General features: G+C 67.6%; 21 protein-coding genes and 2 tRNA genes. 11 read left to right on the top strand and 12 right to left on the bottom strand.

All coding sequences use genetic code 11. From position 1 onward, the window contains the following. Nucleotides 1-102: 102 nt before the first annotated feature. Nucleotides 103-2,085 carry a threonine--tRNA ligase gene (gene thrS / locus OHA30_RS30485; protein WP_328917085.1) on the bottom strand — a complete coding sequence of 661 codons (1,983 nt, stop codon included), beginning with the start codon at nt 2,083-2,085 and terminating at the stop codon, nt 103-105. A 189-nt stretch (nt 2,086-2,274) separates the two neighbouring features. Here thrS and OHA30_RS30480 point away from each other — a divergent pair, with 189 nt between their 5' ends. From OHA30_RS30480 to OHA30_RS30470, 3 genes are all read left to right on the top strand, one after another. Beyond that, nucleotides 2,275-2,472, top strand: a complete 198-nt coding sequence (locus OHA30_RS30480; protein ID WP_328917084.1) for a hypothetical protein — start codon at nt 2,275-2,277, stop codon at nt 2,470-2,472. Nucleotides 2,473-2,697: 225 nt separating this feature from the next. Continuing rightward, nucleotides 2,698-3,219, top strand: coding sequence for a GNAT family N-acetyltransferase (locus tag OHA30_RS30475; RefSeq protein WP_328918058.1), 522 nt, complete (start codon nt 2,698-2,700; stop codon nt 3,217-3,219). A gap of 494 nt (nt 3,220-3,713) precedes the next feature. Beyond that, a complete protein-coding gene (locus tag OHA30_RS30470) occupies nt 3,714-4,271 on the top strand; it encodes a DUF3291 domain-containing protein (protein WP_328917083.1) in 558 nt (185 codons plus the stop codon). 79 nt (nt 4,272-4,350) lie between these two features. Here the strand turns inward: OHA30_RS30470 and OHA30_RS30465 are convergent, their stop codons facing one another. Beyond that, nucleotides 4,351-4,701, bottom strand: a complete 351-nt coding sequence (locus OHA30_RS30465) for a type II toxin-antitoxin system Phd/YefM family antitoxin (RefSeq protein ID WP_328917082.1) — start codon at nt 4,699-4,701, stop codon at nt 4,351-4,353. 114 nt (nt 4,702-4,815) lie between these two features. Here OHA30_RS30465 and OHA30_RS30460 point away from each other — a divergent pair, with 114 nt between their 5' ends. After that, entirely contained in the window at nt 4,816-5,478 is a 663-nt protein-coding gene (locus tag OHA30_RS30460) for a YdcF family protein (protein WP_405786029.1), read from the top strand. 182 nt (nt 5,479-5,660) lie between these two features. Here OHA30_RS30460 and cpt read toward each other — a convergent pair whose 3' ends face one another. The 3 genes from cpt to OHA30_RS30445 all read right to left on the bottom strand — a co-directional run bounded on the left by cpt (nt 5,661) and on the right by OHA30_RS30445 (nt 6,983). Continuing rightward, nucleotides 5,661-6,224: a chloramphenicol phosphotransferase CPT gene (gene cpt / locus OHA30_RS30455; RefSeq protein WP_328917081.1), complete on the bottom strand. Its 564-nt coding sequence runs from the start codon at nt 6,222-6,224 to the stop codon at nt 5,661-5,663. 166 nt (nt 6,225-6,390) lie between these two features. After that, a tRNA-Val gene (locus tag OHA30_RS30450) sits at nt 6,391-6,462 on the bottom strand. 38 nt (nt 6,463-6,500) lie between these two features. Next, a complete protein-coding gene (locus tag OHA30_RS30445; RefSeq protein ID WP_328917080.1) occupies nt 6,501-6,983 on the bottom strand; it encodes an SRPBCC family protein in 483 nt (160 codons plus the stop codon). A gap of 323 nt (nt 6,984-7,306) precedes the next feature. On the opposite strand from OHA30_RS30445, the gene OHA30_RS30440 reads away from it, so the two are divergent. Then, nucleotides 7,307-8,455, top strand: a complete 1,149-nt coding sequence (locus OHA30_RS30440; protein ID WP_328914635.1) for an ISAs1 family transposase — start codon at nt 7,307-7,309, stop codon at nt 8,453-8,455. Between the two features lie 40 nt (nt 8,456-8,495). Here the strand turns inward: OHA30_RS30440 and OHA30_RS30435 are convergent, their stop codons facing one another. Both OHA30_RS30435 and OHA30_RS30430 read right to left on the bottom strand, forming a co-directional pair. After that, nucleotides 8,496-8,726: a DUF397 domain-containing protein gene (locus OHA30_RS30435; RefSeq protein ID WP_328917079.1), complete on the bottom strand. Its 231-nt coding sequence runs from the start codon at nt 8,724-8,726 to the stop codon at nt 8,496-8,498. After that, nucleotides 8,723-8,857 carry a hypothetical protein gene (locus OHA30_RS30430; protein ID WP_328917078.1) on the bottom strand — a complete coding sequence of 45 codons (135 nt, stop codon included), beginning with the start codon at nt 8,855-8,857 and terminating at the stop codon, nt 8,723-8,725. The genes OHA30_RS30435 and OHA30_RS30430 overlap by 4 nt, the downstream gene beginning before the upstream one ends. A gap of 346 nt (nt 8,858-9,203) precedes the next feature. On the opposite strand from OHA30_RS30430, the gene OHA30_RS30425 reads away from it, so the two are divergent. Continuing rightward, complete coding sequence (locus OHA30_RS30425; protein ID WP_328917077.1) at nt 9,204-9,920, top strand: HAD family hydrolase; 717 nt, start codon at nt 9,204-9,206, stop codon at nt 9,918-9,920. A gap of 3 nt (nt 9,921-9,923) precedes the next feature. Here OHA30_RS30425 and OHA30_RS30420 read toward each other — a convergent pair whose 3' ends face one another. Continuing rightward, complete coding sequence (locus OHA30_RS30420) at nt 9,924-11,189, bottom strand: tetratricopeptide repeat protein (protein ID WP_328917076.1); 1,266 nt, start codon at nt 11,187-11,189, stop codon at nt 9,924-9,926. 342 nt (nt 11,190-11,531) lie between these two features. On the opposite strand from OHA30_RS30420, the gene OHA30_RS30415 reads away from it, so the two are divergent. Further along, entirely contained in the window at nt 11,532-12,200 is a 669-nt protein-coding gene (locus tag OHA30_RS30415; RefSeq protein ID WP_328917075.1) for a hypothetical protein, read from the top strand. A gap of 62 nt (nt 12,201-12,262) precedes the next feature. Next, nucleotides 12,263-13,084 (top strand): alpha/beta hydrolase, encoded by an 822-nt coding sequence (locus OHA30_RS30410; protein WP_328917074.1) that lies wholly within the window; start codon nt 12,263-12,265, stop codon nt 13,082-13,084. A 217-nt stretch (nt 13,085-13,301) separates the two neighbouring features. On the opposite strand, the gene OHA30_RS30405 is transcribed toward OHA30_RS30410, so the two are convergent. From OHA30_RS30405 to OHA30_RS30395, 3 genes are all read right to left on the bottom strand, one after another. Then, nucleotides 13,302-13,685, bottom strand: a complete 384-nt coding sequence (locus OHA30_RS30405; RefSeq protein ID WP_328917073.1) for an SRPBCC family protein — start codon at nt 13,683-13,685, stop codon at nt 13,302-13,304. 159 nt (nt 13,686-13,844) lie between these two features. Continuing rightward, nucleotides 13,845-14,066, bottom strand: a complete 222-nt coding sequence (locus OHA30_RS30400; protein ID WP_328917072.1) for a DUF397 domain-containing protein — start codon at nt 14,064-14,066, stop codon at nt 13,845-13,847. After that, complete coding sequence (locus OHA30_RS30395; protein ID WP_328917071.1) at nt 14,063-14,887, bottom strand: helix-turn-helix domain-containing protein; 825 nt, start codon at nt 14,885-14,887, stop codon at nt 14,063-14,065. Before OHA30_RS30395 ends, OHA30_RS30400 begins: the two co-directional genes overlap by 4 nt. A 127-nt stretch (nt 14,888-15,014) precedes the next feature. Between OHA30_RS30395 and OHA30_RS30390 the strand changes: the two genes are divergently transcribed. Then, complete coding sequence (locus OHA30_RS30390) at nt 15,015-15,686, top strand: hypothetical protein (protein WP_328917070.1); 672 nt, start codon at nt 15,015-15,017, stop codon at nt 15,684-15,686. A 92-nt stretch (nt 15,687-15,778) separates the two neighbouring features. Here the strand turns inward: OHA30_RS30390 and OHA30_RS30385 are convergent. Then, nucleotides 15,779-15,850: transfer RNA gene (locus OHA30_RS30385), tRNA-Val, on the bottom strand. Nucleotides 15,851-16,135: 285 nt separating this feature from the next. Between OHA30_RS30385 and OHA30_RS30380 the strand changes: the two genes are divergently transcribed. Both OHA30_RS30380 and OHA30_RS30375 read left to right on the top strand, forming a co-directional pair. Beyond that, complete coding sequence (locus tag OHA30_RS30380; protein ID WP_003959770.1) at nt 16,136-16,549, top strand: SsgA family sporulation/cell division regulator; 414 nt, start codon at nt 16,136-16,138, stop codon at nt 16,547-16,549. A 202-nt stretch (nt 16,550-16,751) separates the two neighbouring features. Further along, nucleotides 16,752-17,309 (top strand): CGNR zinc finger domain-containing protein, encoded by a 558-nt coding sequence (locus OHA30_RS30375; protein WP_328917069.1) that lies wholly within the window; start codon nt 16,752-16,754, stop codon nt 17,307-17,309. Nucleotides 17,310-17,588: the final 279 nt, after the last annotated feature.

The raw sequence follows: 17,588 nt of genomic DNA, 5'->3' as shown, positions 1-17,588 counted from the left end.
GAAGCGCGACGGGGGCCGGTCGGCCGGGGGCGTCCTACGGGCCCGAAGCCGCGTACGGGCCCGGGGCGGTGTCGTACCGCTGCCCCCGGGCCCACCGCCGCCTCACACCTGTACGCGGCGCTCCACGACGTCCACGAGCTTGGCCAGCGCCTGGTCGCGCGGGATGCCGTTCTCCTGCGAGCCGTCGCGGTAGCGGAAGGAGACCGTGCCGTTGGTCATGTCCTCGTCGCCGACGATGATCATGAACGGCACCTTCTGCTTCTGGTGCGTACGGATCTTCTTCTGCATCCGGTCCGACGACGCGTCCACCTCGACCCGCAGCCCCTTGCGCTTCGCCTCCCCGGCGAACTCCTGGAGGTACGGGATGTGCGCGTCGCCGACCGGGATGCCGACCGCCTGGACGGGGGCCAGCCACGCCGGGAAGGCGCCCGCGTAGTGCTCCAGGAGCACCGCGAAGAAGCGCTCGATGCTGCCGAAGAGCGCCCGGTGGATCATGACCGGCTGCTGCCGGGAGCCGTCGGCGGCGGTGTACTCCAGGCCGAACCTGGCCGGCTGCTGGAAGTCGACCTGGATCGTCGACATCTGCCACGTACGGCCGATGGCGTCCTTGGCCTGGACGGAGATCTTCGGCCCGTAGAAGGCCGCGCCGCCCGGGTCCATGACCAGTTCCAGGCCCTGCTTGCCGGCGGCCTGGCGCAGCTGCTCGGTGGCCTGCGCCCACTCCTCGTCCGACCCGATGAACTTGTCGGAGTCGCCTCGGGTGGACAGCTCCAGGTAGAAGTCGCCCAGCCCGTAGTCCCGGAGCAGGTTCAGCACGAAGGTGAGCAGGGAGTCCAGCTCGTCCGGCACCTGCTCGGGGGTGCAGTAGATGTGCGAGTCGTCCTGGGTGAAACCGCGGGCCCGGGTCAGACCGTGCACGACGCCGGACTTCTCGTACCGGTACACCGTCCCGAACTCGAAGAGCCGCAGCGGCAGTTCGCGGTAGGAACGGCCCCGGGCGTCGAAGATCAGGTTGTGCATCGGACAGTTCATGGCCTTGAGGTAGTACTCCTGCCCCTCGAACTCCATGGGCGGGAACATGCCTTCGGCGTAGTGCGGAAGGTGCCCGGAGGTCTCGAAGAGCTTGGCCTTGGTGATGTGCGGGGTGTTGACGAACTCGTAGCCGGCCTCTTCGTGGCGCAGACGCGAGTACTGCTCCATTTCCTTGCGGACGACCCCGCCCTTGGGGTGGAAGACCGCGAGGCCCGAGCCCAGCTCGTCGGGGAAGGAGAACAGGTCGAGTTCGCTGCCCAGCTTGCGGTGGTCGCGCTTGGCGGCCTCCTCAAGGAACTCCAGATACGCCTTGAGCTCGTCCTTAGTGGGCCACGCGGTGCCGTAGATCCGCTGGAGCTGCGCGTTCTTCTCGCTGCCCCGCCAGTACGCGGCGGCGTTGCGCATCAGCTTGAAGGCCGGGATGTTGCGGGTGCTCGGCAGGTGCGGGCCGCGGCACAGGTCCTTCCAGCACAGCTCGCCGGTCTTCGCGTCGAGGTTGTCGTAGATGGTCAGCTCACCGGCGCCCACCTCGACGTCGGCGCCGTCCTCCGCGGCCGCGGCGCCGCCCTTGAGGCCGATCAGCTCCAGCTTGTACGGCTCGGCGGCCAGTTCATCGCGGGCGTCCTCGTCGGTGACGACCCGGCGGGAGAAGCGCTGGCCGCGCTTCTGGATCTCCTGCATCTTCTTCTCGACGGCCTTGAGATCCTCGGGCGTGAACGGCTTCTCGACGTCGAAGTCGTAGTAGAAGCCGTCCTTGATCGGCGGGCCGATGCCGAGCTTGGCGTCGGGGAAGATCTCCTGCACGGCCTGGGCCATGACGTGCGCGGTGGAGTGCCGCAGGATGTTCAGGCCGTCGTCGCTGGTGATGTCCACCGGCTCGACCTCGTCGCCGTCGGCCACGGCGTAGGCCAGGTCCTTGAGCTCGCCGCCGACGCGGGCCGCGACCACGGAGCGCTCGCCCGGGAACAGTTCGGCCGCGGTCGTGCCCGTCGTGACCACCCGCTCTTCCCGCTCATCGGAATCGCGTTTGATGGTCACACGGAGATCTGACACCGGTCTGCTCCTGACTTGGGTCGGACGGACACTGCGGCGGCAGCGGCCGCCGCACCGACGAATCCTACCGAGCGATGGGGCCCGGCCGCGAAGCGCCGGCCCCCGCGACCTGTCCCGAGGGGTGCTTTCCCGGCTCCGACCGGCCCGCGCAGGCGCGCGGGGCCGGCGGGCGGGTAGGTCCAGGCAGGCGTGCCCGGCCGCGCAGGCGTGCCGGGTCGGCCGGCGGGGGCCGATCCGGACCGCGACCCCAGTCGGATCGACTGCGACGGTCCCGTCACCGTGGGCCGCGTCTACACCGACCCCGCAACCCAGTCCCTCGCCGTCCGCATCCGCGGCGGCAGCGCCGCATGGAAGATCGCCATCGTCTCCGGCGCCCACGACCTGTAGCCCCACCATCCATCCCGCCCCGCCGCCCGGTCCGCCCCGGCCGGGCGTCGGAAAGGGGCACCCCAACCGCCCTTTGCGCAGGGCACCCAACGGCGGGTCAGCGCGCGTCGGGCCCCGGCGTCCGGGCCTTGCGGTGCCAAGAACAAACACCGGGCACCCCGCTACGACACCGGCAAGACCGTCAAACGCCCCGAGACCCTCAAGGGTTGCGGAACACTGTCAGCCATGACGGTCGAGGTGGTTCCGGTTGCGGAAGGGGACAAGGCTCCCCTGGGGAACCTCGTGCAACTCTGCCTGTACGACTTCTCTGAGCTGCGTGGATACGACATTACGCCCCACGGCACATTCGTCTACCGCTTCTTGGACCACTACTTCACTGAGGACGACAGGGAGGCGTGCTTCATCACCACAGACGGCATCCTGGCCGGCTTCAGCATGACGCGGTGGCTCGACAGCGGCGACCGGGAAATGAGCGAGTTCTTCGTCCTGCGCAGGCACCGTCGACTGGGTGTGGGCCGAGTCGCTGCCCAACTTCTTTTCCGACGGCACCCTGGCAAGTGGACCCTGTCCTTCGACCATGCCAACCGCAACGCCGCCCGGTTCTGGCCCGGTGTTGTCGCCGAAGTCGCGGATGGCCCCGTTCATCGCCAGGACCGTCATCCCCCCGACGTCTCATATCCGGGCACCTGGCTGCGGTTCCGGATCGCGGCCGCAGATGTAGAACCGCACCCACTCGAACTCCGATGAGACGAACCAGCCGTTCATCGAGGTTCGGTGAGAATGCTCAACCCACGGTGCGGCAGTGACTTTTGACGGCGAACCCCAGTCGCCGCGTCATCCAATCAAAGTCGACACCGCCGGCATCGCCCCGAGCCACCAGCCACCAGCCACCAGCCACCAGCCACCAGCCACCAGCCACCAGCCTGAGCGAAGCCGTCGATGCTGCTCCTCCGCAGTTGCTGAGCCGATGCGGACTTCCACGACGGCAGGCGGCGCCGCCGTCCCAGCCCCCGCAAGGACCTGTCCAAGAGGCCACTTGGACAGGGAAAGCGCAACTTCGACATGGCCCGCAGAGGCAGCTACTTTCACCTGGTCTTCGGCGATCGCGAACGGTCGCACAGAGGTTCCATCAGGCTGAGCCACCCGCGACGGGATGAGTTGGTCACGCCCCACGAATTCTCGCCCCCATGCGAAGCCACCGAACCGGGTCCACACCAGGCACCCCAACCAGGGAGAGACGCATGCCCCATCTTGCTCTGTACACATTCGGCGTCCTGAAGGCACCTCTCTCCGATCCCGCACCTCTCACGCGTGAGTTCTACGACGTTGGTGAGGCCGTCTACCAGAAGATCAGCCGGCATCCCGGGTATCTCGCTCGTGCTGAAGCGGCAGACGGTGCCCGGGGCATGCTCTTCGAGGCGGACTGGGGTGCATGGGGAGAGTTCGCCGTACCGGCCTGGTACGGCAAGGGCCGCGCCGTGGAAACCACCGCCCTGGCCACGACCCTCTCACTCTGGACCGACCTGCGCCCCGCCTTCGACGCCATCTACAGCGGTCTGCACCGAGAGGCACTCAACAGGCGTTACGACTGGTTCGAGAGGACGGGACACCCGAACTACGTGTTCTGGTGGGTCTCCGACGGCGTGATACCCACCTGGCAGGACGGGGTTTCCAGGCTGGAGCGCCTCCACGACCACGGCTCCGCACCGCACGCCTTCACCTTCCACCACTCGTTCGCCCCGGAGGGAACTCCGACCAGGATCAAAGGCATCGAGCCGCAGAGCGACCAGCTTCGCTGACAAGGAAGCCTGCACGACTGCGTTCGCTGTCAAACGCCTCGATTGAATGACGGCGAACAGACAGGGCATATAGGTTCTGTCATCCTGCTTGCAGGTCCGTCCGATGCCGGTGGCGGCTGATCGCGCGTGCGACGAGGTCGCCCGCGTCGAGTTCGCCTCGCACATAGGCTTCTCCGTCGCGGATGGCGGACTCGGAAATGTGCAGCCCTTCCGCTTCGACCGAGGCCGCCGCGGACGCGAGGGCTTGTCGCCGCGCCGCCCGGCCGGTCAGCTCTTCGTATGCCTCAATGGACAGCAGCACACCTTGCGGCTTGCGGTGCGCTCCGATCACCACCGGATCGGCATCCCGACCCGCGTCCGACAATTCCGCGAGAATTCTCGACAGACCGGCGCGGGCATCACTCACGGTGACGATCTCTGGGATCTCCATACTTCACCGTACAGGTACAGAAACCTGTACAGAATTAGCCTCAGCCACCCGATACGGCCTGAAACACCAACTGCGAAGCATCAAGACCGTGCGCAACAGCGAGGAGTACACGTGATCGACCAGGCTCCGATCAGCGACGCGGACCGGGCCGACGCCCGCGCCATCTGGGACTTCCACCAGATGGGCCACGAGCTGAAGCCCTGCTCCGCCGCGATCACCCTCGGCAGCCTCGATCTCGGTGTGGCCACCACCACCGCCGACCTCTACCACGCCGGCATGTTCCCGACCGTGGTCTTCACCGGCGACACCAGCACTGCCACCCAAGCGAGGTTTCCCCGCGGCGAGGCCACCCACTACCGCGAGCACGCGCTTTCCCTGGGGGTGCCGGATCAGGCCATCCTGCTGGAGCCCAAGGCCACCAACACCGGCCAGAACATCGGCTTCTCCCGCGAGGTGCTGGAGAACACGGGCATCAGGGTAACCACCCTGCTCCTGATCTCCATGCCATACATGCAGCGCCGCGCCTACGCGACCTGCCGCAAGCTGTGGCCCGAGGTAGAGCCGATCTGCGTCTCCCAGCCCTTGCCGTACGACGAGTACGTCAAGACGCACGACGACGAGAAGCAGCTCATCGACATGCTGATGGGCGACATGGAACGGGTGATGGAGTACCCCAAGCGTGGCTTCGCCATCGAGCAGCACATCCCGGAAAGGGTCCGCGATGCCTTCGAACGCCTGCGCGCCCGCGGCTACGACAGCTGGCTCCTGCCCACTTGACCGTGCCACGCGCCGCCTCAGTCAGTTGCCCTTGCCCTTGCCCGCGCAGCACTACCGCCTCAGCACCCACTGGCCGTTGCCGCAAGCCGAACTCGAACCCGCAGTCCTGGCGGTCGCTGAGACCGGTGGCACAGCGGCCGTTGCCGACGGCTGCCACCAGCGATCGTTCTCGTCGTGACGTCTTACGCGCCAACCGTGTTGGTGTGCGCGGCCTCGGACATGTACGCCACGATGGCGCGCGCGCACTCCAGCGACTCGGTACGGCCGGTGTCGACCTCGATGTGGTAGACGACGCCCTCGTGCACGATCTCGGCCTGCGACACCGCCATTCCGATCACCCGGTCTCCGCGTGCGATCTCCCTTTCCGCCGCGATCTCCGGGGCGCAGCGCACGCCGACCCACAGCACGTCGAGGCCGTCGAGGTACTGGCGGGTGCGCTCCTGGGCGACACCACCGCCGAGGAGCACCTCGTCGAGGACGATCCGTGCCCCGGCTCCCGCCATCGCGGCGATACCGCGCATCCAGGCGTTCTGCAGCCGCATGAAATCGTCGCCGACGTAGACCTCGCCGCGCGGCCCGAAGGTCAGTCCGGACTCCGACTCCAGCATCGAAGGCGGCAGCCGCTCGATCAGGTCGTCGACACCGAAGCTGATCCACGGGTCCGGCAAAATCTCCTTGAGGCAGCGCACCAGGGTGGACTTGCCCGCGCTGGAGCCCCCGTTGAGCACGATGACCTGGGTCGTCACTGGATTGGTTCGCCTCTCAAGAGAATCCGCTCCCTCTTGCGTGTGTGTGGGCGGTAGTCGGACACGGCATAGTGCCGGGATCGAGTCTGCCCGCCCGCCGCCGAATGCGGGGCCCGAAGACGGCGAAGGCCGGACGGCCCCTGGGGGACGTCCGGCCTTGCGTGGGTGGGCGATACTGGGATCGAACCAGTGACCCCTTCGGTGTGAACGAAGTGCTCTCCCGCTGAGCTAATCGCCCGGGACGTCTCAAACCATACAGGCCAACGGGGGTGCCGTTCAAACCAGATGCCCCGGCCCGGCGGCGCGGAGCCGGGAGCGCAAGCCGCGGCGGCCGGCCCGCATCATCAGGGCGTGGTTCGCGCGGAAGAGCGGCCGGCAGGGGATGGCGAGCAGCCGCATCAGCCGCTTGCGGACCACGACTTCCTGCTCGAAGAGCAGGGCCGTACCGGCACCGATGCCGGGGCCGACCGTCCACCGCACCCACCCCTCCAGATCACCGGTCATGGCGATCTCCAGCACCCGGGCCTCGGGGTCGTGGCGGGTGGACCGCGCGGTGACAGTCAGGTCGTACGGCAGAACGGACCGGAAGCGCACCACCGCCGTGGTCTCACCGGTCCCGCGGACCTCGCGGACCTGCGGCCACCAGTCGGGGTACTCCTCGGGGCGCTCCAGAACGGCGTACACCGCGTCGGGCGCGGCATCGAGCTGCCACGCGCTGCGGAATCGGTAGTGGCTCCAGTCCCGGCGGCTCCTTGGCATACGCCCAGTGTGCGCCCGCAGTCCGGCCAATCGACGGTACGCGCAGGGCATTTCGCCGCCGGCCCGCGCAGCCGAACGCTCGACTCAAGACCCTGAACAGCACCGTGCCCCCGCCCAGCCGGACGGCAGGGCTTGTGCAAGTTCCCGGGATCGTCCAACCCGTCTGAGGTTGGGGCGGGTTGGGGTGGATGAGGGAGCGGACACGGGGTCCGTGATCATTCAGGTGTCGAAGCCGAGTGATCAAAGAGGTTCCCGTGTCCGCTGTCTCATCTTCCTCGATCCCTGCTGTGTTGGCCAAGTTGGGTCCTCTTGAGCCAAACGATGTGCCTGACCTGCGCGTCTGCCTGGAAGCGGTTCCTGATCCGCGTTCCCGGCGGGGCCGCTGGTACTCGCTGGCCTCGATCTTGCTGGTCTGCGCGGCAGCCGCGGTCTCCGGAGCCCGGACCATCGACGAACTCGCCGAGTGGGGCGCCCGCGCTGACGCCCGACTGCTCGCCACCCTCGGTGTCCGCCGTCACCTGCTGCGCCGGCGGCACGCGCCGTCCAGGTCGGCGATCGGGCGGCTCCTCGAACGCCTCGACGCCGACGCACTCGACGCGGCTGTGGGCGCCTGGCTGGTCCACCGCCACGCCGCTGCGACCGCAGATGCCCCGGGTGGACGGCGGGTGATCGCCGTGGACGGCAAGGCACTGCGCGGCTCCGCCCGCCTGGACCAGCCCCGCCGGCACCTGCTGTCCGCCGTCACCCACGGCCGCCCGGTCACCCTCGCCCAGGCCGAGGTCGGGTCCAAGACCAACGAGGTGCGGCACTTCCGGCCCCTGCTCGCACCGCTCGACCTGGACGGGGAGGTGGTCACCTTCGACGCGCTGCACACCGTGAAGGCCAACGTCACCTGGCTGGTCGAGGTCAAGAAGGCGCACTACGTCGCGGTCGTCAAGCCCAACCAGCCCATCGTCTGGACGCAGTTGGACGGTCTGGACTGGAACGCGGTGGCGGTCCAGCACACCAACTCGAACACAGGGCACGGCCGCCGGGAGTCCCGGTCGATCAAGACCCTCGCCATCGCCGACAACCTCGGCGGCATCGCCTTCCCTTACGCGAAGCTCGCCATCCGCGTCCACCGCCGCCGCAAGGCGGCCGGCGCGAAGGAGACCCGCGAGACCGTCTACGCGGTCACCAGTCTCGACGCCCACCAGGCAAAACCGGCCGAACTCGCCTCCTACCTGCGCGGACACTGGATCGTGGAGGCTCAGCACCACATCCGCGACCGCACCTTCGCCGAAGACGCCTCCACCGTCCACGCCGGCAACGCACCCCGCACCATGGCCGCCTTCCGCAACCTCGCCATCGGAGCCCTCAAAACCCTCGGAGCGACCAACATCGCCAAGACCACCCGCGCCATCCGCGACCAACCACAACGAGCCCTCCCCATCCTGGGCATCACCCCCAAGCCCGACCTCACCGGAACTTGATCAAGCCCTGGCCGGACGGGGGCACAATTCCTGTCGCTGGTTACGCGGAACTACGCGTTTCCGAGGCCGCCGTCGCGATGCCACGCACGAACGCCGTCCACGCACCCTGCGAGAAAACGAGCGCCGGACCGGTCGGGTTCTTGCTGTCCCGCGTCGCAATTTCATCGTCCAGTTGGGCAATTTCCACACAGTCGGCATTCTCTGAGCCACTGTAGGACGACTTACGCCAGTCGCTAAGCACGGACGCATCCAAAATGGGACGAGAAGTCATTTCGCATATCCCTTCAGGTAATGACGGATAAGGTCGAGCGATTCGCTCTCCGTCAGGGCCTGGGAGCGCGCCATGTCGAAGCGCTGGACAAGCGACAGCACCCCTTTCGGGCATGGATTCCCCTGGTTCATAATGCCTGATTATACAATTCTGTGTTCTGAATTACGAGGGCACCATCAGGATTGCCCGTTACGCAAGGACCACCTGAGACGCGGGAGAGGAGCGTAGCAATCGACGAGCCTCCGAGAAGGGCGAATGGCGAAACCTGTCAGCTGCTCGAACATCTGTTTGCCATTCCGGATTGGTGCGCATGTCTAGCCGAATCGACTACAGCATCAAGTGATGTCATCAACATCAGGAGTGCAGCATTGCGGGAGACAGGAAGATCATTTGCCGCTCTGTCACGACGGCCGAGAAGCATGTCTGACCGTCGCCGGGCGACTGTAGATACGCTTGCCCTCGGGCTAGCCTTGCGGCATGCCAACTGACCAGCGTGCACTTAGTCCCGCGCTCATCCTCTGGGACGTCGACCACACCCTGGTCCAAATAGGCGGGGGCGTGAGCCGCAGCATCTACGAGCGGGCCTTCCAGCAGGTGACCAGCAGGCCGCTCGGTGAGCTTGCGGACATGTCCGGCCGCACTGATCAGGCGATCATGGTGGAGACGCTGCGCCTCAACGGCGTCGATGAGCCAGCAGCGCTGTTCGACGACTTCTACGCTGCCTTGGCCGCAGCCGCCGAACAACTCGCCGATCGCATGCGCGAGGTCGGCGTCGTCCTCCCTGGGGCACGGGAAGCCATCGCATCGTGCGCTGACCGAGGCACCGTGCAGTCAGCCGTCACCGGCAACATACGTCCGATCGCCGAGGCCAAGCTCGCTGCCCTCGGCCTCAGCGAGGGCCTTGACTTCTCGGTCGGCGGCTACGGCGACGATGGCAGCGATCGCGCCGACCTTGTCCGCCAGGCTCGGAACCGGGCGTCGGAGAAGTACGGTCACGACTTCGCCGGCACCCGCGCCGTGGTCGTTGGCGATACACCCCACGACGTGCGCGGTGCCCTCGACGCCGACGCCCTGGCCGTAGGCGTCGCCAGTGGCAAGGACACTGCCGACGACCTGCGCGAGGCCGGAGCGCACATCGTGCTGGCGAGCCTCGCCGACTTCGCCGGCTGCTGTAGCGAAGCACTCGGCTGGTAGCTTCTATGTGGCGTCCGCCGTCACCAGCCGGAACAGCTCCTTGAACTCCTGTACATAGGAGAGTCGCCCGTACGGCGCCAGCGCCGTGTCCAGTTCGCCGAGCCGTTCCCCAATCCGCGCTGACCCGATCGTCTGGCTGAGTGCCAAGGCATCGTGCCCAACCTGGCAGGCGCGTTCGACCTCACCGTCCAAGAGGTAGCACTTCGCCAACCGCGACAGATAGTGCACGCGGTCACGCGCTCGGTTCGGCGCGCTGGTGCTCAGTAGGTCGAGCGCCTCGGACAAGGCCGTGATCGCCTCGTCGGTCATGCCCAAGTCGAGGTAGCAGGCGCCCCGCTGCGCCACGACCTCGACGGCATCGACATACGAGACGTACGGCGGTTCCTCGTCCCGGCCCGCTTGGGCGAAGTCGGCCTGCACGGTGTCGAGCACTCGCAGGCACTCCTCATCGCCCAGCGAAGCGTATGCCCGCGCCAGCCGCGCGCCCATGACTGTCTTGGTCAGCGGCGTCAGACGATCCGTCGTAACGGCGAACGCCATCTGTGCCAACGAACGCGCCGGTTGCGGGCGTTTCCTGTACGTTTCCTGCAAGCTCATGTAACCGAGAGCACTGGCCACCAGACCCGAGTCACCGACTTCGTGACCGACTTCGACCGCCGTGGCGAAGTACCGCTTGGCGTGCGCGTGCTTGTTGGCGTCCAACGACAGCCAGCCAACCATCTGGTTCAACTGGCCGTACGCGGCAAGGCCGTCGCCGGGGTTGGCCTTCACGCTCACTGCCATCCGCGCTACGTACTTTGTGAGTGGAACGTAGAGGCTGTCTCCGCCCAGTTCGTCGTCCAGGTGCAGGAACGTCCGCAGCAGATGCTCGCCAGTCGCCTGCAACGACATGCCGCTGAGCCCGGACACGCCGTACTCGGGTGCGTCGTTGGACAACGGCAGCCAATCGCCGCCAGGCGTGATCATGTCGAGCAGAACCTTACGTGCAGCGTGTTCAGTGTGCTCCGGGGTCGGCTGCACCGGCAGCGGCTCGCGGCGAAGCTTAAACCACAGTAGGTCGCCCGGAATCTTCAAGCTATGCGCCCAACTCATAAGCTTGCCGAGGTCCTGCGGTGCGGAAGCTGCACTCTCGATCCGGCTGAGCTGTGCCTGGGTGAGCCCGAGCCACCCGGCGAGCGTGTCCTGCGACAGCGGCCGGCCGTGCCAGGGATGGGTACGGTAGGCGTAGAATGCCTGCCCCATGTGCCAGCTTTCGAGAGCCCCGCGCATACGCGGGTCCTGCCAGAACTCAGCGGGTACGACGGGAGCTGCGGCGACCGCGTTGGCTGGACGTTTCCGTAGACACGCCGCGCACAACTGGCCCTGGTTGTCCCGGGCGAGACGTGTACCGCAGGGGCAGTAACGGGCCTGCCAAGTGGCCATGTGCCGTATCTCCGTGCCGGTGGTGCCCAAAGGGGCCTTTTTGCCAAGCCTACGGACGCTACCCGGCTGGCGTGCGGCAAACCATACGTCCGGCGTATGGCGCACCCATGCAATGCCGCCATGACGCCCAGCACTCATTCCCACGCACGCTCCATACGTCTCGCCCAACGCACGTAGGAGCCCGTCCACATGATGACACCCCGCCATCCCACCCACCGCCCGATCGGCAGCCTCCGCCTGACCGACCGCGTGCCGTTCATTGCCGCCTGGTCGTCGGAGACGGAAGCGGCGCAGCCCGCCGTCACCATGCGCCGAGGCAGGCTGGCCTACCTCAACGAGCGGCCGTACGACCGTGACAGCAGCGGCATTCTCTGGCGCCGCGTACCGAGCATGCCCGGCAAGGGAAGGCCGCAGTACGGCAAGGTGCACTTCCTCCGTCAGCGGCTCGCCATGGACGGCTTGTTGTGCCAGGTGTGCGGCGGGCCCGCCAGGAAGGACGCCACCAACGACGGTCTCCTTTGGCTGCTCGGAGAAGACCCCGACGACCGGAGCAGTTGGCCGACCGAGATGGTGACCGGCCACCCGCCGGTATGCCTCTCCTGCGCCTGGCTGTCGGTGCGCGCCTGCCCGCACCTGCGCCATCAGTACGCCGCGGTGCGGGTACGCCGGTTCTCACCGAGCGGCGTGCACGGCGTGCTCTACCGGCCGAGCTACCCGAACCCCGTACCGCATGAGGTCGGCGGCCTGGACTTCGGCGACGCCCGCACGGCCTGGATGCAGGCCGCCCAGCTCATGATGCGCCTGGACGAGTTCACGCTCGTGGACCTGGAGGCCGAGTACCGCGCTCGTGGCCGGTAGGAGCAACGCGGGGGCCGACTCCGACAAGTCGGATCGCCACGCGACCGCTTTACCCTTGCTCCATGCTCACCACCGCAGACGTGACGGTCCGCACCCTCGACGGTCTCCACCTTGCCGGCACCTTGGTCGAGCCAGGACAACCGACCTCTCAGGCCGTGGTGCTCGTCCATGGCGGTGGCGTCACCCGTGAAGAAGGCGGGTTCTTCACGCGTCTCGCGGACGGGTTGGCCGAAGCGGGCGTTGCTTCACTGCGGTTCGACCTCCGCGGCCACGGTGGGAGCGAAGGTCGTCAGGAAGACCTCACGCTCTCCAGCATCCTGAACGACATCCGGGTCGTGCTGGCCCACGTCCGGGAGGCCACCAGGGCCGAGGACGTCACCCTGCTCGGTGCCAGCTTCGGCGGTGGGATCACGGCGTACTACGCAGCGCAGCGGCCCAACGATGTCTCTCGCCTGGTGCTCTTCAACCCCCAGCTCGACTACAAGAAGCGGACCATCGACAGCCGGGCGTACTGGGAGAACGACTACCTTCAGGAAGAAGCAGCCCACCAGTTGGCGTCGGAAGGCTTCATCCAGTTCACGCCGACTTTGAAGCACGGGCGGCCCATCTTCAACGAGGTGTTCTGGCTCCGGCCCGATGAGGCGCTCGGCGACGTGCGGGCGCCGACGCTCATCGTGCACGGCACCAAGGACACCTTCGTGCCCATCGAGTCGTCACGGGTAGCGGTCGGGCGATTCGGCGGCCCCTGCAGGCTGGTGGAGGTCGAGGGCTCTCAGCACGGCTTCGCCGTGCACGACGACCCGCGGTACCTCGACCCCCAGAGCCAGGAATGGCAGGCGTTCGTCATTCGGACTGTGGCCGAGTGGGTAACAACGCCTCGGTGACCGTCAGGAGACGCGCAGGGCTTCGCGGAAGTCGCGGACAGCGGGCCGGCTACTCCAGCGATCCAAGGTATGCAGCACTTCGGAGAGGACACGTAGAGTCCGCTCCGACTTCATGGTGTGGGCTACCTCAGCAGATTCGCGCCCGAGCTGGGCAGCGGCATCGGGCTCACCGCAGAGCGCCACGGCGGCAGCCCGCCGGGCGTTGAAGAACCCCGTGTCACGGCGCGACAGTGTCCCCGTGGCGATCGCCCCGGTGAACAGCTCCACCGCCGTGCCCGGTTTCCCGGCCTCGGTGTACGCAACGGCGTTCCGCAAGAGGAGCGAGCTTCTGCTTGACAGCGTCCAGCGGTTCGCCGGTCAGGGCGATCTCCAGCACCCGGGCCTCGGGGTCGTGACGGGTGGAGCGCGCGGTGACGGTCAGGTCGTACGGCAGAACGGACCGGAAGCGCAGCACCGCCGTGGTCTCACCGGTCCCACAGACCTCGCGGACCTGGGGCCACCACTCGGGGTACTCCTCGGGGCGTTCCAGGACGGCGTAAACAGCGTCGGGCGCGGCATCGAGCTGCCACGCGCTGCGAAATCGGTAGCGGCTCCAGTCCATACGGCCAGTGTGCGCCCGCAGTCCGGCCAATCGACGGTACGCGCAGGGCATTTCGCCGCCGGCCCGCGCAGCCGAACGCTCAACTCAAGGTCCTGAAAACAGCACAGTGCCCCCGTCCAGCCGGTCGGGGGCACTATTCCTGTCTCCGATTACGCGGAACTACGCGTTTTCGAGGCCGCCCGTCGCGATGCCGCGCACGAACGCCGTCCACGCGCCCTGCGAGAAGACGAGCGCCGGACCGGTCGGGTTCTTGCTGTCCCGCGTGGCCATTTCGTCACCGAGGGGTGCGATTTCCACGCAGGCCGCGTTCTCTGATCCGCTGTAGGACGACTTACGCCAGCCGGTAAGCACGGACGCATCCACAATGGGACGAGAAGTCATTTCGCATATCCCTTCAGGTAATGACGGATAAGGTCGAGCGATTCGCTCTCCGTCAGGGCCTGGGAGCGCGCCATGTCGAAGCGCTGGACAAGCGACAGCACCCCCTTCGGGGACTCTACACCGTTGCCGGAGTCGAAGCTCTCGACCAGCGCCACCGTACTGCCGTCCCGCAGGGTCAACAGGGTCAGACTGCCGCCCATCATCGGATGGAAGCCTCGCGCAAATGGCAGAACTTGGAGCGTGATGTTTGGACGCTCCGCCATCCGTAACAGGTGTTCAAGCTGCCGAACCATGACGCCTTTGCTCGTACTGCCGCGCACCAGGGCCGCTTCGTCCATGATGGCCCAGTACAGGGGCGGCTCGGCCCGTTCGAAGATGCCAGCGCGGTTCTTGCGGACGCCGACCCGCGCCTCCAGTTCCGACAGCGTTTCGCCCGGCAGCCCGATCGTAAATGACTCCCGGATGTACTCCTCGATCTGCAACAGCCCAGGCACAAGGCTGCTCGTGAAGACCTGAATACGCGTAGCGTCGCCCTCTTTGGCCACGATCTTGCGGCTGTAGTCGGCGATCAGGCCGTCCTGAGCCATGCTCAGCAGATCGACGAACAGTCCGTCCGCCTGAAAGTACGTGTCGAACGCTTCCGCCAGCGCCTCGGACGGCAACTGCTCGCCGCGTTCGACACGGCTGATGTACGTGTGCGGATATCCGACCGCGTTCGCCAGTGCGCGCTGCGAAAGTTCCGCCGTTTCCCGCAGGCGTCGCAGACGGCGTCCGAGCATCGCCCGGGGAGTCGCCGAACTTTCCTCGTCGTGAAGTTCCATTGTTCGAACACACCTTCAACTAACTGTCCACGCCGGGCCTTTGGTTACAGGTCACACATTGTACGGGGCCGTTCGGGCGACAAGGCTGGAATTCCCAGCAAACGGTACCCGCCAAGGAGTCCGCCCTATGGCCCTGCCCAGCGCCGCCCCTTCCCGCCCCCTCGGCACGTTCCCTCTGCGCGGTGTCGTGCCCTACATCACCGCGTGGTCCGCGGAATCCGAAAAGGAACAGTCCGCCACGCTCGTCGCTCACCGCGGCCGTCTCGCCTATGCCGATGAGCACCCCCTCGACCGCGACCGGTTCGGAATTCTGTGGCGTCGATTCGGTGTGAGTCCGGGGAAGGGCAGGCCCGAGTACGGGGCGGTGCACACCCTTCGTCAGCGGCGGGCGATGCGGCGGGTGCTGTGTCAGGTGTGCGGCGGGCCGGCCGACGAGAGCCGTGACGGGGTGCTGTGGCTCATGGGCCGGGCCGAGTACGAACGCGAGCCCTGGCCCGCCCCGGTCGAGTCGCCGCACCCGCCCGTCTGCCTGACCTGCGCCGTACGCGCCGTGCGGCTCTGCCCGCACCTGCGCGACCACTACACCGCCGTCCGCGCCCGGCGCTTCCACCTGTCAGGGGTGTACGGCGCCCTGTACGTCCCCGGCCCGTACCAGCCCCAGGCCCTCGGCGTCGCCACACTCGCCCTGGACGACGGCCGCACGCGCTGGTTGCAGGCCAGCCAGCTCATCATGCGCCTCACCGACTACCGCGTCGTCGACCTTGACGCGGAGGCCGCCGCCCAGGGGCTCTCCGTCTGACGCACGCCGCCCGCGACGGGCCCCGGAAACGCCAGTGGCCGCCCTGGTGGGCGGCCACTGGAATGCAACGGGTCCATAGGTCGAACCATGGGTGGGCGATACTGGGATCGAACCAGTGACCCCTTCGGTGTGAACGAAGTGCTCTCCCGCTGAGCTAATCGCCCCGGTGCGCCGACAACTTTACCGCACCCGCGCGGGGCCGCCGACCATCCCCGCCGAGGCGCGGCGAGGTGAGGAGGTGATCACCGTCCGTAGTTTTCGGCCCAAACTTGCCGACTTCGGAGATGTCACCGAAATGGCCGCCGAACCGGTCCTGGAACTGGGCCGGACGAGGTACCAGAAGCCTCACAAACCCCTCAGAGGTGTTTACAACGTCCCCGCAGGTGGCATGTCGATTTCGCCGACGTGCGAATCCCCGAGCGCACACTGAGCGAAAGGCCTGGGCGCTTATGAACACCACGGTCAGCTGCGAGCTGCACCTGCGCCTCGTTGTGTCGAGCGAATCCTCACTGCCCGTACCCGCGGGCTTGCGGTACGACACGGCCGATCCGTATGCCGTGCACGCCACCTTCCATACCGGAGCCGAAGAGACGGTCGAATGGGTGTTCGCCCGCGATCTGCTCGCCGAGGGGCTGCACCGCCCTACCGGCACCGGTGACGTACGAGTCTGGCCGTCCCGCAGTCATGGCCAAGGCGTCGTGTGCATCGCCCTCAGCTCCCCGGAGGGCGAGGCACTGCTCGAAGCCCCGGCGCGGGCCCTGGAGTCCTTCCTGAAGCGGACGGACGCCGCGGTTCCGCCGGGCACCGAGCATCGCCACTTCGATCTGGACACGGAGCTCTCGCACATCCTCGCGGAGAGCTGAGCCCCGTTCCCCCGTCGTCCGCGGCCGTCCTACTCGGGGGGACTGCCCGGACCCCACCCTGCCGTGCCGGGCCGCGTCAAGCGGTCCGACGCCGCAGGCGCGAGAGCCGTCATCGTGGACCCCGCACCCCCACGGTGGCGGCTCTCGCGCGCTAGAGTCACCGGAACCGCAGCGGCCAGATCACGCCGGCAGGAGCGATTCCGTGCTCATCAACCACGACACCAGGTGCGCACTCGACAGCGTGGTGGACCTGGTCAACACGCAGCCAAAGATCGACGGCCGCGAGTCGCTCGGCGACGTCGCCGCCCTGCGCGGCTTCGTGGAGCGCAACCGGATAAGCGAGGTGGGCAGGCTCGAAGCCCAGGACGTGACCGCCGTGCACGCCGTACGGGAACGGTTCACGCAGGTCTTCGCCGCCACGGACGACACCGCGGCCGCCACGATGCTCAACGCCATGATCAACGAGGCGGGCACCACCCCCCGGCTCACCGCCCACGACGGCTACGACTGGCATGTGCACTACTTCGCGCCAGGGGCCTCGCTGGCCGACCACCTCGCCGCCGACTGCGGCATGGCGCTGGCCTTCCTGATCGTCGCGGGCGAGCGCGAACGGCTGCGCCGCTGCGACGCCCCGGACTGCCGGCACGCCTTCGTGGACCTCTCCCGCAACCGCTCACGCCGCTACTGCGACAGCCGTACCTGCGGGAACCGGCTGCACGTGGCGGCGTACCGGGCCCGCAGGCGCGAGGCGAACGCCTGAGCGCGGCGCACACGCCCCGCGAGCGCCGGAGTACGCCGAAGCTCCCGCGAACGCCTGTGCGGGACCCGGCGGGCCCCTCAGGGCCCGCCTCGCCACCCGAAGGCCGCGCCACGCGAGGTGGGGGCCACACAAAGCGTCCCCGAGCCGAGTGCTCCACGACCACCGCCCCGCACAACCGGCGTTCGTACGACCGGCGCCCCCGTACGACCACCGCGCCGCACGACCGGCGGCCTCGTACAACCGCCACGCCGCACCACCGGCGCCCCGTACGACCGCCGC

It is taken from the genome of Streptomyces sp. NBC_00223 (assembly GCF_036199905.1).
Classification (GTDB): domain Bacteria; phylum Actinomycetota; class Actinomycetes; order Streptomycetales; family Streptomycetaceae; genus Actinacidiphila.
The sequence above is the reverse complement of the archived record's forward strand: the minus strand, read 5'-3'. Positions and strand labels throughout refer to the sequence as shown.

Excerpts from the sequence above, each read along its gene's own strand:
- OHA30_RS30475 (WP_328918058.1), top strand. The coding sequence starts at position 2,698 with ATGACGGTCGAGGTGGTTCCGGTTGCGGAAGGGGACAAGGCTCCCCTG.
- OHA30_RS30470 (WP_328917083.1), top strand. The coding sequence starts at position 3,714 with ATGCCCCATCTTGCTCTGTACACATTCGGCGTCCTGAAGGCACCTCTC.
- OHA30_RS30465 (WP_328917082.1), bottom strand. The coding sequence starts at position 4,701 with ATGGAGATCCCAGAGATCGTCACCGTGAGTGATGCCCGCGCCGGTCTG.
- OHA30_RS30445 (WP_328917080.1), bottom strand. The coding sequence starts at position 6,983 with ATGCCAAGGAGCCGCCGGGACTGGAGCCACTACCGATTCCGCAGCGCG.
- OHA30_RS30435 (WP_328917079.1), bottom strand. The coding sequence starts at position 8,726 with ATGACTTCTCGTCCCATTTTGGATGCGTCCGTGCTTAGCGACTGGCGT.
- OHA30_RS30430 (WP_328917078.1), bottom strand. The coding sequence starts at position 8,857 with ATGAACCAGGGGAATCCATGCCCGAAAGGGGTGCTGTCGCTTGTCCAG.
- OHA30_RS30425 (WP_328917077.1), top strand. The coding sequence starts at position 9,204 with ATGCCAACTGACCAGCGTGCACTTAGTCCCGCGCTCATCCTCTGGGAC.
- OHA30_RS30420 (WP_328917076.1), bottom strand. The coding sequence starts at position 11,189 with ATGCGCGGGGCTCTCGAAAGCTGGCACATGGGGCAGGCATTCTACGCC.
- OHA30_RS30415 (WP_328917075.1), top strand. The coding sequence starts at position 11,532 with ATGATGACACCCCGCCATCCCACCCACCGCCCGATCGGCAGCCTCCGC.
- OHA30_RS30410 (WP_328917074.1), top strand. The coding sequence starts at position 12,263 with ATGCTCACCACCGCAGACGTGACGGTCCGCACCCTCGACGGTCTCCAC.
- OHA30_RS30405 (WP_328917073.1), bottom strand. The coding sequence starts at position 13,685 with ATGGACTGGAGCCGCTACCGATTTCGCAGCGCGTGGCAGCTCGATGCC.
- OHA30_RS30400 (WP_328917072.1), bottom strand. The coding sequence starts at position 14,066 with ATGACTTCTCGTCCCATTGTGGATGCGTCCGTGCTTACCGGCTGGCGT.
- OHA30_RS30395 (WP_328917071.1), bottom strand. The coding sequence starts at position 14,887 with ATGGAACTTCACGACGAGGAAAGTTCGGCGACTCCCCGGGCGATGCTC.
- OHA30_RS30390 (WP_328917070.1), top strand. The coding sequence starts at position 15,015 with ATGGCCCTGCCCAGCGCCGCCCCTTCCCGCCCCCTCGGCACGTTCCCT.
- OHA30_RS30380 (WP_003959770.1), top strand. The coding sequence starts at position 16,136 with ATGAACACCACGGTCAGCTGCGAGCTGCACCTGCGCCTCGTTGTGTCG.